This window comes from Chitinophaga sp. 30R24 (genome assembly GCF_049056765.1).
GTDB lineage: Bacteria > Bacteroidota > Bacteroidia > Chitinophagales > Chitinophagaceae > Chitinophaga.
In genome coordinates, this window is the sequence record NZ_JBJGXX010000002.1 from 437,736 (window position 1) to 459,254 (window position 21,519).

The 21,519-nt window shown below is 44.0% G+C and carries 18 protein-coding genes; 12 read left to right on the forward strand and 6 right to left on the reverse strand.

What is annotated here, in order from left to right; genetic code table 11:
• Positions 1-114: 114 nt before the first annotated feature.
• Positions 115-4,305 carry a DUF6443 domain-containing protein gene (locus tag ACDQ55_RS08410; protein WP_420980924.1) on the forward strand — a complete coding sequence of 1,397 codons (4,191 nt, stop codon included), beginning with the start codon at positions 115-117 and terminating at the stop codon, positions 4,303-4,305.
• A 390-nt stretch (positions 4,306-4,695) separates the two neighbouring features.
• On the opposite strand, the gene ACDQ55_RS08415 is transcribed toward ACDQ55_RS08410, so the two are convergent.
• Positions 4,696-5,034 carry a helix-turn-helix domain-containing protein gene (locus tag ACDQ55_RS08415; RefSeq protein ID WP_420980925.1) on the reverse strand — a complete coding sequence of 113 codons (339 nt, stop codon included), beginning with the start codon at positions 5,032-5,034 and terminating at the stop codon, positions 4,696-4,698.
• A 7-nt stretch (positions 5,035-5,041) separates the two neighbouring features.
• Here ACDQ55_RS08415 and ACDQ55_RS08420 point away from each other — a divergent pair, with 7 nt between their 5' ends.
• Positions 5,042-6,346: a hypothetical protein gene (locus ACDQ55_RS08420; protein WP_420980926.1), complete on the forward strand. Its 1,305-nt coding sequence runs from the start codon at positions 5,042-5,044 to the stop codon at positions 6,344-6,346.
• Between the two features lie 56 nt (positions 6,347-6,402).
• Positions 6,403-7,032, forward strand: coding sequence for a hypothetical protein (locus tag ACDQ55_RS08425; protein WP_420981296.1), 630 nt, complete (start codon positions 6,403-6,405; stop codon positions 7,030-7,032).
• On the opposite strand, the gene ACDQ55_RS08430 is transcribed toward ACDQ55_RS08425, so the two are convergent.
• Together ACDQ55_RS08430 and ACDQ55_RS08435 are read right to left on the reverse strand one after the other, a co-directional pair.
• The gene (locus tag ACDQ55_RS08430) at positions 6,923-7,231 is read right to left on the reverse strand and encodes a transposase (protein WP_420980927.1); all 309 of its coding nucleotides are present in this window, start codon (positions 7,229-7,231) and stop codon (positions 6,923-6,925) included. The two genes, ACDQ55_RS08425 and ACDQ55_RS08430, sit on opposite strands and share 110 nt — an antisense overlap.
• Positions 7,171-7,761 (reverse strand): transposase, encoded by a 591-nt coding sequence (locus ACDQ55_RS08435; protein ID WP_420980928.1) that lies wholly within the window; start codon positions 7,759-7,761, stop codon positions 7,171-7,173. The genes ACDQ55_RS08430 and ACDQ55_RS08435 overlap by 61 nt, the downstream gene beginning before the upstream one ends.
• 292 nt (positions 7,762-8,053) lie before the next feature.
• Between ACDQ55_RS08435 and ACDQ55_RS08440 the strand changes: the two genes are divergently transcribed.
• The gene (locus tag ACDQ55_RS08440) at positions 8,054-8,275 is read left to right on the forward strand and encodes a hypothetical protein (protein ID WP_420980929.1); all 222 of its coding nucleotides are present in this window, start codon (positions 8,054-8,056) and stop codon (positions 8,273-8,275) included.
• Positions 8,276-8,360: 85 nt separating this feature from the next.
• Here ACDQ55_RS08440 and ACDQ55_RS08445 read toward each other — a convergent pair whose 3' ends face one another.
• Positions 8,361-9,953, reverse strand: a complete 1,593-nt coding sequence (locus ACDQ55_RS08445) for a S41 family peptidase (RefSeq protein WP_420980930.1) — start codon at positions 9,951-9,953, stop codon at positions 8,361-8,363.
• A gap of 219 nt (positions 9,954-10,172) precedes the next feature.
• Between ACDQ55_RS08445 and ACDQ55_RS08450 the strand changes: the two genes are divergently transcribed.
• The 8 genes from ACDQ55_RS08450 (at position 10,173) to ACDQ55_RS08485 (ending at position 19,922) form a co-directional block, all read left to right on the forward strand.
• Complete coding sequence (locus ACDQ55_RS08450; RefSeq protein ID WP_420980931.1) at positions 10,173-11,021, forward strand: BadF/BadG/BcrA/BcrD ATPase family protein; 849 nt, start codon at positions 10,173-10,175, stop codon at positions 11,019-11,021.
• 23 nt (positions 11,022-11,044) lie between these two features.
• Positions 11,045-11,863, forward strand: coding sequence for an N-acetylmuramic acid 6-phosphate etherase (gene murQ / locus ACDQ55_RS08455; protein WP_420980932.1), 819 nt, complete (start codon positions 11,045-11,047; stop codon positions 11,861-11,863).
• A 32-nt stretch (positions 11,864-11,895) separates the two neighbouring features.
• A complete protein-coding gene (locus ACDQ55_RS08460; protein ID WP_420980933.1) occupies positions 11,896-12,459 on the forward strand; it encodes a hypothetical protein in 564 nt (187 codons plus the stop codon).
• Positions 12,460-12,646: 187 nt separating this feature from the next.
• Positions 12,647-13,330, forward strand: a complete 684-nt coding sequence (locus tag ACDQ55_RS08465) for a succinate dehydrogenase cytochrome b subunit (RefSeq protein WP_420980934.1) — start codon at positions 12,647-12,649, stop codon at positions 13,328-13,330.
• A 19-nt stretch (positions 13,331-13,349) separates the two neighbouring features.
• Positions 13,350-15,323, forward strand: coding sequence for a fumarate reductase/succinate dehydrogenase flavoprotein subunit (locus tag ACDQ55_RS08470; protein WP_420980935.1), 1,974 nt, complete (start codon positions 13,350-13,352; stop codon positions 15,321-15,323).
• Between the two features lie 62 nt (positions 15,324-15,385).
• On the forward strand, positions 15,386-16,150 hold the full coding sequence (locus tag ACDQ55_RS08475; RefSeq protein ID WP_420980936.1) for a succinate dehydrogenase/fumarate reductase iron-sulfur subunit: 765 nt from the start codon (positions 15,386-15,388) through the stop codon (positions 16,148-16,150).
• Between the two features lie 221 nt (positions 16,151-16,371).
• On the forward strand, positions 16,372-17,757 hold the full coding sequence (locus ACDQ55_RS08480; RefSeq protein WP_420980937.1) for a Gfo/Idh/MocA family protein: 1,386 nt from the start codon (positions 16,372-16,374) through the stop codon (positions 17,755-17,757).
• A 38-nt stretch (positions 17,758-17,795) separates the two neighbouring features.
• Complete coding sequence (locus ACDQ55_RS08485) at positions 17,796-19,922, forward strand: S9 family peptidase (RefSeq protein ID WP_420980938.1); 2,127 nt, start codon at positions 17,796-17,798, stop codon at positions 19,920-19,922.
• Positions 19,923-19,967: 45 nt separating this feature from the next.
• Here the strand turns inward: ACDQ55_RS08485 and murI are convergent, their stop codons facing one another.
• Together murI and ACDQ55_RS08495 are read right to left on the reverse strand one after the other, a co-directional pair.
• Positions 19,968-20,786 carry a glutamate racemase gene (gene murI / locus ACDQ55_RS08490; RefSeq protein WP_420980939.1) on the reverse strand — a complete coding sequence of 273 codons (819 nt, stop codon included), beginning with the start codon at positions 20,784-20,786 and terminating at the stop codon, positions 19,968-19,970.
• Position 20,787: 1 nt separating this feature from the next.
• Positions 20,788-21,447, reverse strand: coding sequence for a carbonic anhydrase (locus ACDQ55_RS08495; RefSeq protein ID WP_420980940.1), 660 nt, complete (start codon positions 21,445-21,447; stop codon positions 20,788-20,790).
• Positions 21,448-21,519 lie beyond the last annotated feature (72 nt).

Sequence of the window (21,519 nt, forward strand, 5' to 3'; positions counted from 1 at the left end):
GCCCCTGCTGCTTATCCGGCAAGTATTAGGCTGAACTATGTCAGAACGTGGGAGCCTGCCAAACCATATACGGATTCATCTTTGGTAGTAGCTCTGAATCGTACACCCCGTGAAATGAAACAAACTACAGTCTATGTGGATGGATTCGGCAGACCTTTACAAACTGTTGCCAAAGCTATCAGTCCGGATAGAAAAGACCTGGTATCTCCGGTGTTATATGATGCTTATGGTCGTGAGCAGTACAAATATCTACCCTATGTTGCTACTACAGGTAATGGCTCGTTTAAGGCCAATCCTTTTGTGGAACAGGCAGCCTTTATAGAAACGCAATTTCCCGGAGAACAGGTATATTATGGGGAAACTGTATTTGAGGCGTCTCCGCTGAGCCGGGTATTGAAAACAATGTCTCCTGGTAACAGTTGGACGGGTAGTGGCAAGGGAGTAAGCCAGCAGTATCTGGTAAACACCATCGCAGAAGATGTGCGTATCTGGAACATTGCCTTTGCTGCAGGGAGCCATCCTTTTTGTTCGGGAGGATATGCTGCTGGTACACTATATAAAACTGTAGTGATAGATGAAGCTGGCAATCAGGTAGTGGAGTACAAAGACAAATTGGATCGTATAATCCTTAAGAAAGTACAGTTAGGTATTGCGCCAGGCGCCAGTTATACGGGTTGGTTAAGCACTTATTATGTGTATGATGACCTGGGTAACCTTCGTTACGTGATTCCTCCTAAAATGGTGGAAATATTGGCTGGAAATGGCTGGAATATGACTGATACTATGCTGAGGAAAGAGTTGTGCTTCCGGTATGAATATGATCACCGTAACCGGATGGTAGTCAAAGAAATTCCGGGAGCTGCAGCGGTTCGCATGGTATACGATATGCGCGACAGGTTGGTACTTAGCCAGGATGGTAATTTACGTAAGGATAATAGGTGGCTGGCTACTTTGTATGATGATCTGAACAGGCCTGTTATGACAGGTCTGTATACCACAACACAAACCCATGCACAGTTGCAGGTAGCATTCAATACAGCAACAGCGCAGCAACCAATAGTAAAAGATATACCCTTACAGGATATACTCATCACGGGGTACTATGATGGCAGGGCTGTTTATAAAGCGAGAACACAAATAGAATTTACGGATGCATTTGATACGGGCAATAACACTATGGATGCTTTTTTAGATCCTCATGGTATTCTAAGTACAGATACCATCTATGCTAATAATACTATTGCTTCGTTAAGCCCTGCAGACCTTGACCCACTTACTTATACCTATTATGATCATTATAATTATCCGGGAAGGAAAGATGCCTCCGCTGCTTACTTCAGCAAGCCTCAGACAGGAGACAGTGCATATCCGGAACCCATTGCGATCAGTAACCAGACTAATGGAATGGTTACTGGCACCAAGGTGCGCATATTAGGTACAGATCAATGGTTGATTACTTCTACGTATTATGATACCAAAGGGCGGGTGCAACAGGTGGTGTCAGACAATGCCAATGGAGGCCAGGACATTGTTACCAACCTGTATGATTTTAATGGTAAGTTGCTGAGCGTATACAATTACCATAGTAATCCTCATAGCGGCGTTACACCTATAACCAGACAATTAGTAGTAAATACCTATGATCACGGAGGCCGATTGGTAAAGGTAACCGAGCAACTGAACGATGATGCTACGCTGAAACGGGAGGTAGCAGTCAATGAATATGATGCGCTTGGCGAGCTGAAAACAAAAACTATACGAAAGGCGGATAACGCAGACCTGGAAAGTTTGGAATATGAGTATAATATCCGCGGTTGGCTAAAAAGCATTAACAAGAATTATGTAAATACCACCAATGGGGGACACTATTTTGGTCAGGAGTTGAGCTACGATTATGGCTTTGACAGCCAGGAGTATACTGGTAATATAGCCGGTATCAAATGGAAAGGATTTGCAGATGCCAATGCCCGCGCTTATGGTTACAGTTATGATGTAGCCAATCGATTAATGAAGGCTGACTTTACACAGTTGTCTGGTGATAGTTGGAATCAATCTGCTGGTATTAACTTTAATGTAAAGATGGGGGATGGTATAAATCCTGCTCTTGCTTATGATGCCAACGGGAATATCCTGAGGATGCAGCAATGGGGTTTAAAAGGTGCCGGAAGTAGCCAGATAGATGATCTGGTTTACAGCTACAACGCTAACAGCAATAAGTTGAAAGCCGTTACAGATGGTTTTAATGATGCCTCTTCCTCATTGGGTGATTTTAAAGAAGCTGTCAAGGGAGAAGCTATTGATTATGATTATGACAGTAACGGCAATTTGATCATAGACTCCAATAAAAAGATCAGTAACATTACTTATAACCATCTGAATCTACCACAGCAGATTACCATTACAGATAAGGGAATGATCCAGTATGTATATGATGCTACCGGTAGTAAATTACGCAAAATAGTAACAGATCAAACGGGTAATATTGTTAAAATAAATACTACAGATTATATTAATGGCATTGTGTACGAACAGGACTCGTTAAGGTTTGTAGGGTTGGCTGATGGCCGGATACGTGCAGTATACAAAACGGGCCAGCCTGTTGCCTACGTTTATGATTACTTTATCAAGGATCATTTGGGCAACATTCGTACGGTGTTGACAGAGGAAAGTCAGACCTCTATCTATATGGCCTCCATGGAAACGGAGAGCGCTGCTACCGAAACCGCTTTATTCAGCAACGTGGATGCCAGTCGTAGTGCTATTCCATCTGGTTACCCTAAAGACCAGCATGTTGCAGCAAAGAATGAATTTGTGGCCAAGCTCAATGGCAGTGATCCCGATAAAAAGATAGGTCCGTCTATTGTTTTGAGGGTAATGGCTGGAGATACTATCAGTGTTGGCGCCCGGGCTTTTTATAAATCCAATGGACCGGATCAACAAAAAAGTAAATTGGCTCCTGTAGCGGACATGGTTGCAGCCTTAATGAAAGCCTTCTCAGGAAGTCAGGCAGATGCAGGCAGTAAACTAAATGAAGCAGGGGGCAATACTTCTCCCTTAAACGAACAATTTTATAACACTGATTATCAACATCTGAAAGACCAGGACCCTGGCAAAAATCCTGCAGCAGACCGGCCGAAAGCTTATCTCAATTTTGTATTGTTCGACGATCAGTTGAAAATGGTGGACAACAATAGCGGTGCGCGCCAAGTGCAGGCCATGCCGGATGCAGTGCAGGTATTGGCACAAGATAAAATGGTTGCTGATAAGAGTGGATTTTTGTATGTTTATACTAGTAACGAAACTGCGCAGGATGTGTTTTTTGATGAGGTGACGGTAGTGACCAGCCCTGGGGCTCTGTTAGAAGAGACACATTATTATCCGTTTGGACTCACAATGAGTGGGATAAGTTCAAGCACACTCAAAGGTTCTTCTTATCCTGAGAATCGGATTAAGTATAATGGTGCAGAACTAAATAGTGATTTTGATCTGAATTCGTATGAGTTCTTTTATAGAACTTATGACCCACAAATTGGGAGATGGCATGGACTAGATACCAAACCAAATGAAATGATTAGTCCATATGCCGCCATGCTTAATAATCCGATTAAATTTAATGATCCATTAGGAGATACTACTTATAGGTTTGATACCAAAGGGACCTACTTAGGAATGTTTGATATTGATCAGGCAGGAATGACGGGAGCATTTGGTTCGAATACAACATATAAAGATCAAGACGGGAATGATCAGACAAGGTATGATGCTCTGGCATATTTTGGTTTTAATGACCCTGAATTAGATGCAGCTCAATTAAGCACAATGGAAGTTGGGCAAAAAGGGTTGACAATAGTATCAGATGAGAATATTAATTATGTAATGGATAAATCCGATATTAAAGGAAAAGGACTGATAGGAAGATGGGTTTTTGCTGCAGAGGAAAGTCAGAATAGGATGGATTTTAATTGGTTATATACTCTGCCAAGTCAAGGAATAATCCCTAATTCTAGCAAAATGTCAGATTATGATGGACGAGGGGGCTTTATGCTGTTCTCCGGTGCTCCAGCTAATGCCTATAACTTAAATGATGCGGGGCAATTTTTGTGGGGCAATGCAATGCAACGGTTAGGTTTTAGTTATTCAAGTGCTAAGGTTGGTTCTGAGGGTAATGAAGGATTTAGGGATGCTAAAGCAGATCAGCAAGCTATAAGGAAAGGCTTTCATCATACCGTCGGCACATCAAAAATAAATGGTGGTCTTTTCAATGGGCTACCTCTGAAAGGTGAAATTAGGCGTCGAAGATTTTAATATTAATTATCATTATGAGTAGGTATATGAATAAGGATATAAAGAGATGGTGGGAATCACATAGATTACCATTTAATATTTACACTATCACAACAGGTGTACTTTGTATGGCACTTATGAAGTTTTTTAATAGTGCTTCTGTGAATTTTTTTATGCTACCGTTTGGGGTGTTTTACTTATTGTGCCTTAATGTAATTTATACTTTGTTCTATATTATATTCTACCGGCATGCCACGGTCAACAGTGATAGCTTAAATGCTAAAATCTTTATTAAGATAGTTAAATTTGCGGTATTAGCGAATGTATTACTAGGTATATATTGTGTTGTTTCTATACCACATCATTAAAGATTAATGCATAAGAAAACCGCTAAGGGAATCAGCGGTTTTCTTATGCATTATGTGCCTTCTTGACTTTAAAATCCCTTAGCGCCATATCAATGAGGTTGAGGATGAATTTTTTATTTTCTTCCGGTAGCATGGAAATATCTTCCAGACGTTTAAGTGCTTGCTTATCCAGTTCCATTTTTGGTTTACCAATGAGGTAATCAATAGACACTTCCAGGGCATCAGAAATTTTAGACACCACTTCGATAGAGGGAGTTATATCACCACGTTCATATCTGCCAATCACATCACCAGACGTACCGATCATACGCCCCACCAGGCTGATAGCTGACCGGCTGGAAATCGGTAGCAGTCCTGTAGTACAGGCGCTGGGGGAAATCACCGATCAGTTGGAGGGTTATCGTTTACAACAGATCGAAGCCCGGAAGCAGGAACGGGTAAAGCAGCTGAAAGTGCTAACAGAAGCAGAACAGGCCCAGGCTATGGCGTTTTTACAACAGCCGGATTTACTGGAACGCACAAACGAAATTATCAGTAAAAGCGGTATGGTAGGTGAAGAACTGAGCCGGTTAATTATGTACCTGATCTTTACCAGTCGTAAAACTAGCCGTCCGCTGCATGTGATCAGCTTTGGTAGTAGTGGTACCGGTAAAAGTCATCTGCAGGAAAAGATCGGCGACCTGATGCCCGATGAAGACAAGATCGAAATCACTGCTTTAACAGAGAATGCTTTTTATTATTTTGATAAAGGGGAGCTGGATCATAAGCTGATACTGATAGAAGACCTGGACGGTATATGGTCTGCCCTGTATCCCTTACGGGAACTGCAAAGTAAGCAGCGTATCAGTAAAACTGTTACCATTAAAGACCGTAACGGCAATACTAAAACCATCCATCTGAAGGTACATGGCCCTGTTAGTATTGCTGGTTGTACCACACATGAAAGCCTGTACGAAGATAATGCCAATCGCTGCTTCCTTTTATATCTTGATGAAAGCATTGAACAGGATGAAAGGATCATGGACTATCAGCGGAAACTAAGCGCGGGTAAGGTAAACAGCGCAGCCGAACAACAGGCCCGCTACCTGTTACAGAACGTACAGCGTATATTAAAACCTGTTACCGTCCGCAATCCTTATGCAGAGTTGCTAAAGATACCGAAGGAGGTTTTTAAACAGCGTCGTACCAATGCTCATTATCTGGCCTTTATAGAAGTGATTACCTTTTATAAGCAGTACCAGCGCGATATACAGGCAGATGAAACTACATGTGAATACTATATTACAACTACCATAGACGATATAAGAGATGCCAATGAGCTGATGAAAGGTATATTGCTACGTAAGAGTGATGAGCTGAGTGGTGCTACCCGTCATTATTTTGAACAGCTCAAGGCATGCCTGGAATCCAGTGGTGAAAAGGCTTTTACCAATAGTGGCATCCGTACTATGATGCGTATCCCACTAAGTACTGTCAAGCGTCACCATGCAGCACTGCTGCAAGTTGGGTATATCCGTCAGGTGGAAAGCCGCTACACAAAGGCTTATTATTATGAAGTGTTGAGTTATGAAGAATACCAGCAATTACAGCAACGTATCATTACCGTATTAGATGAAGTAACGGAAGGGCTCAAAAGTTCAACAGTGGTCCATCAGATAAGTGAGCCGGATAAACGAAAGAAAAGAAGCAGTTAGTGTAACGGCTTAGGTTATACGGAGAATACACACCGCACACAAAAACTTATTGTATCGTGAAACAGCTTGACTTAAAAAGTGAGGCCTACCGTTATATTGTCCAAAGTTACGGGGAGTGGCTAAGTGCGTTGGGTTATAATGAACAAACAGTTTATCAGCTACCTAACCACATACAGGAACTGCTTTACTATGCAGAAGGTAAAGGCTATGCAGGCTTACATCAGTTAGATATACATCTGTTCAAAGATCATTATTATAAGTTAAAAGGCAGGTCTAATCAGCGCCGTGGTGGCGGGTTAAGCAATAGCTATCTAAATAAGCATTTACAGGCATTACAGAAGTTCAGCGATTACCTGCGTCAGAGCGGCAGACTATTGCTTCCCAGGCTGGACATCCGTACAGAAAGTGATGAAGGTATTATCACCGATGTGTCTCGTTCTAAAATAAGTTTACAGATTTTAAGGGACTATTTCACTAAGTGTGTAAACTTAAAAATCGGGAGTCAAATTGATAATTATATTCTCACTCTATTATCAAAAATAGTTAAAAAAATGATTAAGGATCATGCCCCAGTTTCTAATGGGCATGGTCCATTTTTTTTGATACTTCGCGTAAAGCCAGGTACACAGATTTCAGCACAGCATCATCTGTTGGGAAGGATAGCTTGTTTTTGGTATACTTTCTAATTTTGCCGTTCAGGTTTTCGATGAGGTTTGTTGTGTAGATGATCTGCCTGATCTCCAGCGGGAAGCCCAAAAAGACAGTGAGTTCCTCCCAGTTTTCGCGCCAGCTTTTGATGGCATTATGCGTACTTGGCACTCCACTTAGTGTCCAGAGCGTCCAGAGCGGCCATGGCAGCTTGTCTGGTTGGAGCAGCATAAACATCCCCGCTTCATGCCCACAGCGATATAGACAGTTTTGTTAATTACTTTACTGTTCTCACGTACTTTGAATACAATGCCATCCATCCAAACTATAAGATAAACTGGTTCCAATGGCCGGTTTTGCCAGGCGACAATATCTTCTGCCACCCGGCTGGTTATCCGGCTAATCGTGGCAGAGGAAACGTCAAACTTATACATTTCTCTTATTTGCTCTTCGATATCTGCTACACTCATTCCTTTGGCATAAAAGGACACGATTACCTCTTCCTGGCCTTGAGCCATCCCTTCGCGTTTGGGTACGATCATGGGGGTTAAAACTGGCATCACGATCTTTGGGAACCTTAATCTCAGACTCGCCGTAACTGGTCTTGAGCTTCTTCTTTCTATAACCATTACGGCTATTAGCACTTTCATTGTGTTCATGCTTATCATACCCCAATGGCTATCCAGCTCTCCTTCTAACATCTTTTCAATGTCCCGCTTCTGAATCTGGGCAAGGAAATCGTCTGATAAAAAATCTTCTGTCTTCATAAAACTGTATATGCTTTAAAATTAAAAAATCGGAGCGAAACCCCGATTTTTATGATTTACACAGTTTATGAGATAGTGTCATGCTTTTTGAGTTTTACAAGTAGCAGCGATATCGATGAAGAATAAAATTTTTTTCTCCTCTTCAGGCAGGGCTTCAATCTCTCCCATTCTTTTAAGAAGTTTTTATTCAGCGCCATGCCGATAGAACCGCCAATCAGATAATCTATGGTCACGCCTATAGTTCATTCGATTTTTTAACCATCTCAATAGAGGTGGCAACAGTTATTTTAATATGATACAAAAAGTTGTTGTTGATTTTAATAATTGCGACCGCCAAGGGAGGGTTCGATTGAACTGCATAGGAACTTTAAATGATTTAGCACGTTTAAATATTGCCCTTAAAACAGGACTTGAGCTATTATTAAATGATGAAGAAGAATTATCTGCGATTGGAACAGTTCAATTTTCAGAAGATGAAAATATTTGGGTGGCGAGTTTTAGCCGGTTTGAATAGTTAAATAAGCAGGAGATATATGTAAAACGCAGCAGGATTACCTGCTGCGTTTTACATATAATGTATCTCTCACAACAATATATCATCATTTCAATACTTCCAATGCTTTCTTAATCATTGGATCGTCTGCGTTCAGTGTTTCATAGAAACCTTCTGTTCTGTACAGCTGACGGGCCAGCATAGCTTTGAGGCGTATCCGGATTTCTTTTTCTTCGCGGGGGCTCAGGTGATCCAGGCCTGTGATGCTGTCTGTTTTGGCATAGGCCTTAAAATCGTTGACTATCGCGTTATTGAGCTGGAAGTCTCTAACGAATACGGCTGCATCTTCATAAGGAGCAAATACTGCTTTATGGCTGGTATAATACTGGTAGGCAAAGTTGCTGAAAGTATTACGGTTGTAAAGTGCCCCGAGAATAGGTGAAAAGCGGGTCGTGTCGAAGGGGATAAAGGCATCAGGGGTGATACCGCCACCACCGTATACCCGGCGTCCCTTGGCTGTTTTATAAGGAACAGTGTCGTAGATCTTGATGCTGTCTTTGTTGACCATTTCTCCACGCTGGTAACGTTCTATGATATCGGCATCGTAGTCTTCGTGGTCTTTGCCATAAGGCTTTTGGATGCTGCGTCCGGAAGGGATATAGTAGCGTGCTACGGTGAGCCGCAGTGCGCCGCCGTTATTCAGGTCGTATTGTTCCTGTACCAGTCCTTTACCGAAGGTACGGCGGCCAATGATAGTACCGCGGTCCCAGTCTTGTATGGCGCCGGAAAGGATTTCACTGGCGGAGGCAGAGCCTTCGTCGGTGAGTACGGCCAATGGTCCCTGCTCGAACAGGCCGGGGCGTTTTGTTTTATATTCTGTGCGGGGGAAGTTTTTACCCTGCGTATATACGATCAGTTTATTTTCTCCCAGTAGTTCATCGGCAATGCGTACGGCTGCGTCGAGGTAGCCGCCGGGGTTTTGCCGTAGATCGATGATCAGTTTGGTCATGCCTTGTTTTTCCAGTTCCCGCATGGCCTGCATAAATTCATCGTAGGTAGTGGCGGAGAACTTGCTGATTTTAAGATATCCTACCTCTGGCGCCACCATATAGCTGGCATCTATGCTATATAAAGGGATAACGCCTCTTTTAATGGGCACTTGCAGTTCTTCCTGCTGACGTAGTATAACTGTATTTACGATAGAGCCGGCCGGACCGCGCAGGATGCGGCGTATTCCTTCCGGGGTAATGCTGTTGCCTGCTACCAGGCTATCGTTTACCTTCAGGATCTTATCTCCGGTTTGAAGGCCAGCCGCTTCGGAAGGGCCGCCACTCAGCACGCTTACCACATTCACAGTATCGGCGGTAATGTTAAATTCTATGCCAATGCCTTCAAAGTTACCTTCCATGTCTTCATTGATCCCTTCTAGCTGGGCAGGGGCAATGTAAATGGAGTGTGGGTCAAGATGGGCCAGCAGGCCTTCTATAGCCTCTTGCTGTAAAGAGTCAGTATCAAGGGTATCTACATATTTCGTTTTAATAAGGTCCATTACTTCCTGTACCGGTCCTCTGTTGGGTTTGGCAAAAAAAATGGTGGTGCCATTGTTAGACCCCGGCATTTTATGCCCGAGGAACATGCCCAGCGCCAGCACAACTGCAAAGAGGAGAGGTAAAAAAACATTCAGCTTTCTGTTAGACATAATCTGATTATTATCCCGCTAATTTTATATGACCAATCTTTTTAATTCATGTAATAGAAGCGCCTGGCGAAAGCTGGGCTGTATATACATGTATCATCATCATTTAAACGTAAAGGACGCTACTTGCTTATATGACTCCCTTTTGTTTAAATTGTGACAAAAATAGCATAAATCAGGTGCAAACTTGTAGGATTCTTTAATTTCATAATATTAGCGGATATGTGCGCAGGAATAAAGCTGATCGCGGATAGTGGATCTACTAAAACAGAATGGGGCTTGCTGGGAGCAGGCGGGCCGGTAGTACTGAAAACGCAGGGGATAAGCCCGTATTTTCAATCGCTCGAGCAAATAAAAGCCATTTTTTCCGGTGAACTGTTGCCGCAGTTACCCGCTGATGCCCCAGTTACCGATATCTATTTTTATGGTACCGGCTTGTCTCAGCCTAAAAATATCCAGTTGGTATCCGACGCTGTCCGGGCGGTATGGCCAACCACTCATCTCGAAGTGCAGCACGATCTGATGGGTGCTGCCCGTTCACTCTGTGGTCGCACTGCCGGCGTGGTAAGTATCCTGGGTACTGGCTCTAATTCAGGTTATTATAATGGAGAAGATATTGTAAAGAATAATCCCGGCCTGGGGTATATACTGGGCGATGAAGGCAGCGGCGCTTACCTGGGCAAGAAGGTGTTGCAGTACTATCTATATAATAGTTTCGATGCCGACCTCCACGCCCGTTTTGAATATAAGTATCAGACGAGTAAAGATGAAATACTCGAGAATGTGTACCGGAAACCTTTAGCCAACCGCTATCTGGCCAGCTTTACGGAGTTCCTGTCGGAAAACAGAAAACATTTCCTGATCGAAAATATTCTGGAAGACGGACTAAATGATTTCTTCTTTAACCATATTTATAAATACCGCGAAAGCTGGACAACCGCCCTGCATTTTACCGGCGGCATCGCCTGGCATTTCCGAGATGTGCTCCAGGAGCTGTGTGAGTTGTACGAGTTGCCTTTAGGCAAAATATTGCGTACGCCCATGGAAGGATTGTTGGAATACCATTGTTAATTAATATATTATATTCATTAAATATGTCATTTGTAAAAGTAACGGAACAGGCTTCTCCTTACCATCATCTCGAAAAGATGAGTGTACATGAGTTGTTGGAAAACATGAACCAGGAAGATAAAACTGTTCCGTTGGCCGTAGAAAAGGCAATCCCTCAGATAGAAAAGCTGGTGACAGCTATTACGGATAAAATGTTGGCCGGCGGCCGTTTGTTTTATATGGGTGCGGGTACCAGCGGCCGTTTAGGAGTGGTAGACGCCTCCGAATGCCCACCTACTTTTGGGGTGCCACAAGGATGGGTAGTAGGACTGATCGCTGGTGGAGACAACGCTATCCGTAAAGCGGTAGAATTTGCAGAAGATGACCGCCAACAGGGATGGAAAGACCTGCAGGCGTATAATATTACCGATAAAGACGTAGTAGTAGGTATCGCTGCCAGCGGTACCACCCCTTATGTAATAGGCGCGTTAAACGCCTGCCGTGAGCATGGCATTATTACCGGCAGCATCAGCTGTAATCCTGATACGCCCGTTTCCGCCGCTGCTGATTTTCCGGTGGAGGTAGTGGTAGGACCAGAATTTGTGACTGGTAGCACGCGACTGAAAAGCGGTACTGCACAAAAACTGGTGCTGAATATGATTTCCACTTCCGTAATGATCCAGCTGGGTAGGGTAGAAGATAACAAAATGGTAAACATGCAGCTCAGCAATGAAAAATTAGTGGATAGAGGCGTGAAAATGCTGATGGAACAACTGTCGCTCACCGATTATGATCAGGCACAGCGCCTGCTGTTGCAGGCGGGCAGTGTTAAAAAAGCAGTGGATGATTTTGTGAAAAAATGATTTAACCAGACCTTTGCACTTTAACCCGGGTTATGCATAACATAGAGCCATATTACAACTGGCGGCACCTGTATACCGCCGAAGAAGATGAATACTCTCCTTTCTATGGAAGAGAGTATAGTGAGTTCGAATATTCCAATGCAGTATATAACTACTACATACATCCACAATGGGACGAATTTGGCTCGCGCAACCTGTATATGAAAATACTCTATACAGATTACCAGTTCAATTTTACCATCATAGAATTATTAGGCGAATGGAACGACGCGATCGATAATGATATTATGACCATGAAACGTAACGTTATTGATACTTTGATCGCACAAGGCATCACAAAGTTTATCCTTATCACCGAAAATGTGATGAACTTCCATTCCTCTGATGATTGTTATTATGAAGAATGGTGGGATGATATCCGCGATGAAGGCGGCTGGATCGTGAGTTTGAATATGCCGGTGCAAACAAAAGATGAGTTTGAAAAAATGCGTTTACACTATTACGTACACTTGCTGGAAGACGATAAATGGCGAACATATCAACCTATGCATTTGTATAATATGGTGGATAATATCATGCTAAAACGCCTGGAATAATATTAATTTTCATTGCAAAATGAAAGATATTATGCGTGATTTATTGATTATCAACTGTTAATGAGTTTGCTTTTCTGTTTATGTATATAGAAACCTGATAAATATCATTTGGTTTTTACTTTTCCTGCTTTAAATTTGCCCGACATTTCAAACATCTTTTTATACTAGGAAGCTTAGATTTTTACTTATGAAGTGGTCACAGTTCTTTAATACCTCTATCGGTAAGAAGTTATTGGTAGGTGCTACCGGCTTTTTTCTTTGCAGCTTTGTGCTGGTACACCTGGCGGGTAACTTACAGCTGCTGAAAGATGATGATGGCAAGGCCTTCAACACTTACGCAGCATTCATGGGGCACAACAGCCTGATTCAGTTTATTGCCTGGGGGCTGAAAATTGTGATTCTGCTGCACGCATACGTTGCGATACAGCTCACATTTAGCAACAGGGCGGCCCGGCCGGTGAAATATGCCGTTAATCCGGGTAACCAAACCTCTTCCTGGTTCAGCCGCCAGATGGCCATTATGGGAAGTATTCTTTTCATCTTTATCGTTATCCACCTCGTTCAATTCTGGGGACAATTCCACTACGGTCAGATTAGCACTAAAACCTATGAAGGTGTTGCAGAGCCTTTGAAAGACCTCTACTGGTTATCTTATGATGTATTTAAACATGGGCTTTTCGTGGTGATATACGTGATTGCAATGATCGCATTATCTTTTCACCTGATTCACGGTTTTAAGAGCGCCTGTCAGACCTTCGGTTTAAATCATAAAAAGTACAACGGTTTACTGAGCTTCATCGGTATCTGGGTTTTTGGAGTAGCCATTCCTATCGGATTTGCTATCATTCCTGTTGTAATTTATTTCAAATAATTCTGTAAAGTAAGGATATATGTTGGATGCAAAAATTCCTAAGGGCCCATTGAATACGAAGTGGGAAGACTATAAAGGACATTGTAAACTGGTAAACCCAGCCAATAAACGCAACCTGGAAGTAATCATCATTGGAACTGGTTTGGCTGGTGCCTCTGCTGCAGCTTCGTTAGGTGAATTGGGATATAAAGTAAAAGCATTCTGCTTTCAGGATAGTCCGCGCCGTGCGCATAGTATTGCTGCACAAGGCGGTATCAACGCGGCAAAAAATTATCAGAACGATGGTGACTCCGTTTACCGTTTGTTCTACGATACTGTAAAAGGTGGCGATTACCGCGCACGTGAAGCCAATGTACACCGTTTGGCAGAAGTAAGCGGTAACATTATAGATCAATGCGTAGCACAAGGTGTTCCTTTTGCACGTGAATATGGTGGACTGTTAAGTAACCGTTCTTTCGGTGGTACACAAGTACAGCGTACTTTCTACGCCGCTGGTCAAACCGGCCAACAATTGCTGCTAGGTGCTTACTCTGCCCTGGAACGCCAGGTGGCATTGGGTAACGTTACCATGTACAGCCGCCATGAAATGTTAGACATTGTGAAAATTGATGGTAAGGCCCGTGGTATCATTGCCCGTAACCTCATTACCGGTGAACTGGAACGTCATTTCGGCCATGCAGTATTGATCTGCAGCGGTGGATACGGTAACGTTTTCTATCTGTCTACCAACGCAATGGGTTCTAACGTAACTGCCGCCTGGAAAGCTACCAAAAACGGCGCTTACTTTGCTAACCCTTGTTTCACACAGATTCACCCTACCTGTATCCCTGTTTCCGGCGATCACCAGTCGAAACTGACCCTCATGTCGGAGTCGCTCCGTAATGATGGCCGTATCTGGGTGCCTAAACAGAAAAATGATACCCGTAAAGCCAGCGATATCCCTGAAGAAGAAAGGGATTATTACCTGGAAAGAAGATATCCTGCCTTCGGTAACCTCGTTCCCCGTGATGTGGCTTCCCGTGCGGCAAAAGAAAGATGTGATGCCGGTTATGGCGTAGGTACTTCCAAACAGGCGGTATACCTCGATTTCGCAGCTGCTATCGAACGTTATGGAAAGATTGAAGCTGGTAAACGCCAGATGCATAATGCTTCTAAAGAACAAATCATTAAGCTGGGTAAAGAAGTGGTAGCCGAAAAATATGGTAACCTCTTCGATATGTACGCTAAAATCACTGGTGAAAATCCTTACGAAACACCGATGCGTATCTATCCGGCAGTACACTATACCATGGGTGGCCTCTGGGTTGACTATGAACTGCAAACCACTGTTCCAGGTTTGTACTCCCTTGGTGAAGCGAACTTCTCCGACCACGGCGCTAACCGCCTCGGTGCCTCCGCACTGATGCAGGGCCTTGCAGATGGTTACTTTGTTATTCCTTACACCATCGGTAACTACCTGGCAGATGAAATCCGCGTAAAAGCCATTCCTACTGACCATGACGCTTTTGTGGAAGCAGAGAATAAGGTAAGAGATCGTATCAATCAATTCCTCAATATCAAAGGTTCCAAATCTGTAGACCATTTCCACAAGAAACTGGGTAAGATCATGTGGGATAAATGTGGTATGGCCCGTAACGAACAAGGATTGAAAGAGGCTATCGAGGAGATCAAAGCACTGCGTGCAGAGTTTTGGAGAGATGTGCGTGTTCCTGGTATCGCTAACGAATTTAACCCCGAACTGGAAAAAGCTGGCCGCGTGGCCGATTTCCTGGAACTGGGTGAATTGATGTGTATGGATGCGCTCAACCGCCGCGAATCCTGTGGTGGCCACTTCCGTGAAGAATCACAAACACCGGATGGAGAAGCACAACGCGATGATGAGCATTTCAGCTATGTGGCTGCCTGGGAGTACAAAGGCAACGACCAGTACGAACTGCACAAAGAGCCGCTGCACTTTGAAGAAGTAATACCATCACAACGTAGCTATAAATAATGGTGATTGGTTAACCTGCAACGGTTGGCCAGAATTATAAATTAAATAATTGTCCAAGGTATATGGAACATTATAACATGAACCTCACATTAAAAGTGTGGAGGCAAAAAGACAAAAACGATCAGGGTAGGTTTGAAACTTTACAGGCTAAAAATATTTCTTCAGAAATGTCTTTCCTGGAAATGTTCGACGTGGTGAATGAAGAACTGATCAATGAAGGAAAAGAACCGGTTGCATTTGACCACGACTGCCGCGAAGGTATCTGTGGTATGTGCTCTATGCATATTAATGGCCGCGCTCACGGTCCATGGGATGGTACTACTACCTGCCAGCTGCACATGCGCGCTTTTAAAGACGGCGATACCGTTACGGTAGAACCATGGAGAGCAGGCGCTTTCCCTGTGGTAAAAGACCTGACTGTAGACAGATCTGCTTTTGACCGTATTATAGAAGCTGGTGGTTTTATTTCTGTAGACACTGGTAATGCCCAGGATGCCAATAATATCCCGGTAGATAAACATAAAGCAGACCTGGCGTTTGCAGCAGCTGCCTGTATCGGTTGCGGCGCCTGTGTAGCGGCTTGTAAGAATTCATCTGCCATGCTGTTTGTATCTGCTAAAGTATCCCAACTGTCGTTGTTGCCACAAGGCCATCCGGAAAGAACTACCCGTGCGCTTAACATGGTAGCGCAAATGGATAAGGAAGGTTTTGGTAGCTGTACCAACACCGGCGCTTGTGAAGCAGAATGCCCGAAAGAAATCTCGCTCACCAATATCGCCCGTCTTAACAGGGAATTTATTGCAGCAGGTTTCGGTTCCGACAGATAAGCAATTTTTTTCAGGGAATAAACCCTGCGTATAATATGTATCAACGTATAGCGAAGATCATCGTGGCTCCCCGCCACTTTGGTCTTCGCTTTTTTATGTCCTGCTAATGGCATTGGTGAATGTGGGCTTTTATGCTTTAGTCATTAATAATTTACAAGTTTAATGTATAATTTTTTTTATTATTATGTGTTTTTTCCACGTCACTGATTAAATTAAAAACAATGTCAGATCAATCTCGCAGGAAGTTTATCAAGCATATAGGCAGTACGGCGGCATTGTTGGGAGTGGGGCAGTTGGCTGCCATAGGAAGGGAAAGAACGCCGGTACAGTTATTGGAACCCGGAAAAAGTATAGCCGCCAATGATAAGATCCGCATTGCCTGCATAGGCATGGGGATTATGGGCTTTGGCGACGTGCAAACCGCTTTGAAAGTGCCAGGCGTTGACCTGGTAGGGGCGGCAGACCTGTATACCGGCCATCTTACCCGCGTGAAGGAAGTATTTGGTCCACAGGTGTTTACTACGCGTGATTACCGGGAGTTATTGACCCGTAAAGATATAGATGCTGTTATCATCGCTACCCCAGACCATTGGCACGACACCATTGCTATTGCCGCTATGGAAGCGGGTAAGGCGGTATACTGTGAAAAACCGATGGTACAGCAGATAGAAGAAGGGCATCAGGTAATTGCAGCGCAGCAGCGTACCAAAGCTGTTTTTCAGGTGGGCAGCCAGCGGGTGAGCAGTATCGCGTTAATAGAAGCGCGTAAACGTTACCAGGCTGGAGATATTGGCCAGTTGAATGCGGTGGAGGCCAGGATGGACCGCCATAGCGCCCTTGGCGCCTGGCAATATTCCATACCGCCGGATGCTTCCCCTGTTACAGTGGATTTTGATACCTTTTTGAAAGATACTGCCAGGCTGCCTTTCGACCCCGTGCGCTTTTTCCGTTGGCGCAATTACCGCGCTTATGGTACTGGCATCCCCGGCGATCTGTTTGTACATCTTATCTCTGGTTTGCACTTTATTACGGGGTCTTTAGGGCCGGAATCCATTTATGCCAGCGGTAACCTAGTGCAATGGAAAGATGGCCGGGATGTGCCAGATACAGTGGTGGCTATCTTCAATTATCCGGCCACCAAAGAACATCCTGCCTTTCAAACGACTTTGCGGGTAAATTTTGCAGACGGCAGCGGAGGAGGGCAGTATACCCGCCTGATAGGTACAGAGGGCGTTTTGGAACTGGGCTGGAACGATTTTAAAATAAAAAAGCATAAACTGCCGGAAGCACCGGGCTATGGTGGCTGGGATACCTTCCATACTTTCCCCAAAGCACAGCAAGACCTGTTTGTGAAAAATTACAATGCAGCCTGGCCGGCCGCCAGTAGAAAGCCAGTGGAAACTGCTACCGCTTATGCTGCCCCCAATGGTTACGATGATCGCCTGGATCATTTCACCAATTTTTTTACCTCAATGCGTACAGGCAAGCCCGTAGTAGAAGATGCCGTGTTCGGATTACGTGCTGCAGGTCCGGCGCTGCTTACCAATGAAAGCTATTTCACTAAGAAGTTGGTGAGCTGGGACCCTGTAAAAATGAAAATAATGTAAGGTTATATTTGTTGGCCATCTATTTAAAACTATCTCCTATGTTTAAGAACTTCCCCGGTAATTATTTGTTGCTTTTGGGAGTAGTGTTTTTGTCTTGTAATCAAAAGAAGAATACCATGAAGGATCAGCATGAAATTAAACCCCTTGTAGCGGAAAAAATACCTAAACAACTGCGTATCCACGGAGATACCCGTATTGATAATTATTATTGGATGAACGACCGGGAAAACCCGAAAGTACTGGACTGGCTTCATGCAGAGAATGCTTATCTCGATACCATGATGGCTCCCGAGAAGAAACTACGGGAAAGCTTATACGAAGAAATGCGGTCGCGTATCAAAGAAACGGATATGAGCGTCCCTTATCTGAAGAATGGCTACTACTATTACGTTCGTTACGAAGAAGGAAAAGAATACCCTGTTTATTGCCGTAAGAAGGGCAGTCTGGAGAGTGAAGAACAGGTGATTTTGAATGTAAACGAATTGGCAAAAGGACATGCCTATTGCCACGTAGCCGGCCTTAGCGTAAGCCCAGACACCCGGTTGCTGGCTTATGGTATAGATACGGTTAGCCGTAGGCGTTATACTATTCACATCAAAAATCTGGAAACCAACGAAACGTTGAAAGATGCGATCCCGGAAACCACGGCACATGGTGTTTGGGCTAATGATAACAAAACGCTTTTTTATACCCGTAAAGATACAGTTACCTTGCGGGCCGACCGTGTGATGCGGCATGTGCTGGGCGAAGCCACCGACCGGGAGATATACCACGAAGGAGATGAAACCTTTGATGTAAGTGTGGATAAAACCAAGTCGGGAAAATACATCGTTATCAACAGTGAAAGTACCTTATCATCTGAAAGCCGTATCCTTGATGCCAATAAACCCAATGAGACTTTCCGCGTTTTTCAACCACGTGAAAAAGAGATGCTGTATACTATTGATCACCGGGAAGATAAATTCTATATCGTGACCAACTGGGATGCACTCAATTTCCGCCTGATGGAATCTGCATTGGATAAAACTTCCAGGCAAAATTGGAAAGAACTTGTTCCCAACCGCCCGGATGTTTTATTAGAAGGATTGGAGCTGTTCAAGGATTACACGGTGCTGGAAGAACGTAAAAACGGGCTCACTACTATCCGCGTGATCAATGATAAAACCCATTCGGAGAAATACCTCCATTTTTCAGAACCGGCTTATACCGCTTCGGTAGGTAATAATCCGGAAATGGATAGCAAAGTGTTAAGGTATAACTATACTTCCCTGGTAACGCCGAATACGGTGTACGATTACAATATGGAAACAGAAAAGAGTGAATTGAAGCGCCAGCAGGAAGTATTGGGCGGCTATGATCCGCAACACTATGCTGCTGAGCGGTTGATGGTTACTGCTGCAGACGGCGCTCAAGTACCCGTTTCTATTGTTTATAAGAAAGGTTTTGAGAAAAATGGGAAAAGCCCGTTGTTGTTGTACGGTTATGGTGCTTATGGTAACAGCATGGATACAGAATTCGATTCCGACTTGATCAGTTTACTGGACCGCGGTTTTGCTTATGCAGTTGCCCATGTGCGTGGTGGCCAGGAAATGGGGCGCCAGTGGTATGAAGATGGTAAGATGTTCAAGAAGAAGAATACTTTCACCGACTTTATTACTTGTGCGCAGTATTTGATACAGCAGCGTTATACAGATACGGCTCATTTATACGCTATGGGAGGCAGCGCTGGCGGCTTGCTGATGGGTGCTGTGGTGAATATGCAACCGGAGCTGTTTAATGGCATAGTGGCCCAGGTGCCTTTTGTAGATGTGGTCACTACAATGTTGGATGAAAGCATTCCATTAACTACCGGGGAGTTCGACGAATGGGGCAATCCCACAGATAAAGGCGCTTACGAATACATGAAATCTTATTCCCCCTACGATAATGTAGTGAATAAGGCTTATCCAAATATCCTGGTTACTACCGGCCTGCACGATTCCCAGGTACAATACTGGGAGCCGGCAAAATGGGTGGCCAAGTTGAGGGAAATGAAAACAGATCATCGTCTCCTCTTATTGCATACCGATATGGATGCGGGCCATGGCGGTGCTTCCGGCAGGTTTAAGGTATTGGAGGAAGTGGCGTTGGAGTATGCTTTCCTGTTGAAATTAGAAGGAAAATAGAGCGATCGGCAGTTCCTGATGAGCAGTATTCATCAGGAACTGTGGTTATTGCGTGATCAGCTTTTCGGAAGTAACTGTTTTTCCATAAAATATCTCGGCCATCCTGTCAAAGATTGCAGGATCGTCGGTCGTATAAAAATGGTGTTGTTGTTGCCTGGTTAGCCTGTTTTCCATTTCCGGATGGCGTTTGAGGTAATCTTTCAGGCTGTGCGCTACAATTTTGCCCTGGGAAAGTACGGTGATACCGCCTGGCAGGAATTGTTTGATCTTTTTCATTAATAGAGGATAATGGGTACAACCCAATACCAAGGTGTCAATATCCGGTGAAATAGAAAGGATATGATCAATGTATTCTTTCACAAAATAGTCTGCCCCTTCGCTTTCATGCTCATCATTTTCTATCAGCGGCACCCACATAGGGCAGGCTAGCTGATAGGTTTTTACATGTGGAAAAAATTTGTAGATCTCCAGAGGGTAAGACTCAGAGGATACAGTACCGTTAGTGGCCAATATGCCTACTTCGCCTGTTTGGGTAATGGTACCTACCATTTCAGCAGTAGGCCGTATTACGCCCAGTACGCGGTTATCAGGCGCAATATTGGGTAAGTCTTTCTGCTGTATGGTGCGCAGCGCTTTAGCAGAAGCGGTATTGCAGGCGAGTATTACCAGGGGGCAACCCATATTGAACAGTTGCTGCACGCATTCCAGCGTATAGGCATGGATGGTATCAAAGCCACGGTTGCCATAAGGAGAACGCGCATTGTCTCCCAGGTAGATATAATCGTATTGCGGGAGCTCTGCCACAAATTCTTTTAATACGGTTAAGCCGCCGTAGCCGGAGTCGAACACGCCGATGGGACCCATATTATCCTTCTTTTTGCATCAGGCCGGAGCCTGTGAGGTCATAAATTTTTTGAATTTCGTGCAGTACGCCTTCAAAATCAATTTCCAGGTCTTTCAGCATGCCGTTTTTCAAATCGTATACCCAGCCATGTACAGTAGGGTAGCCTTTTGCCAGATAAGATTTCTGTACGGCAGCTGTTTTAATCACATTGATGCATTGTTCCTGGGTATTGAGCTCTACAAGGCGGTTGTAGCGCTCGTGCTCATCTGTAATAGCGTTGAGCTCGTCCATGTGCAGGCGGTATACGTCGCGGATATTACGTAGCCAGGGATTGAGGATACCCAGGTCTTTAGCTTGCATAGCCGATTTAACGCCGCCACAGTTATAGTGACCGCAGATAATAATATGTTTTACTTCCAGGTGCACAACGGCGTAGTTAATCACTCCCATTACGTTGAGGTCGGTATTGGGTACCAGATTAGCAATGTTGCGGTGCACGAACACTTCCCCAGCTTCCAGTCCCATGATCTCATTGGTAGGAACACGACTATCACTGCAACCAATGTACAGATAATCTGGTTTTTGGGAGTCTGCCATTTTTTCGAAGAACGCGCTATCAGTGGCTAATTTCGAAGCGACCCACTGCTTATTGTTCTCAAATATCTGGTTATATGATGTCATGTTATGTATACTTTAATAAGATAAAGATACAGATAGAAAGCATATACACCGCAGTCTTGATCGCTTATCCGC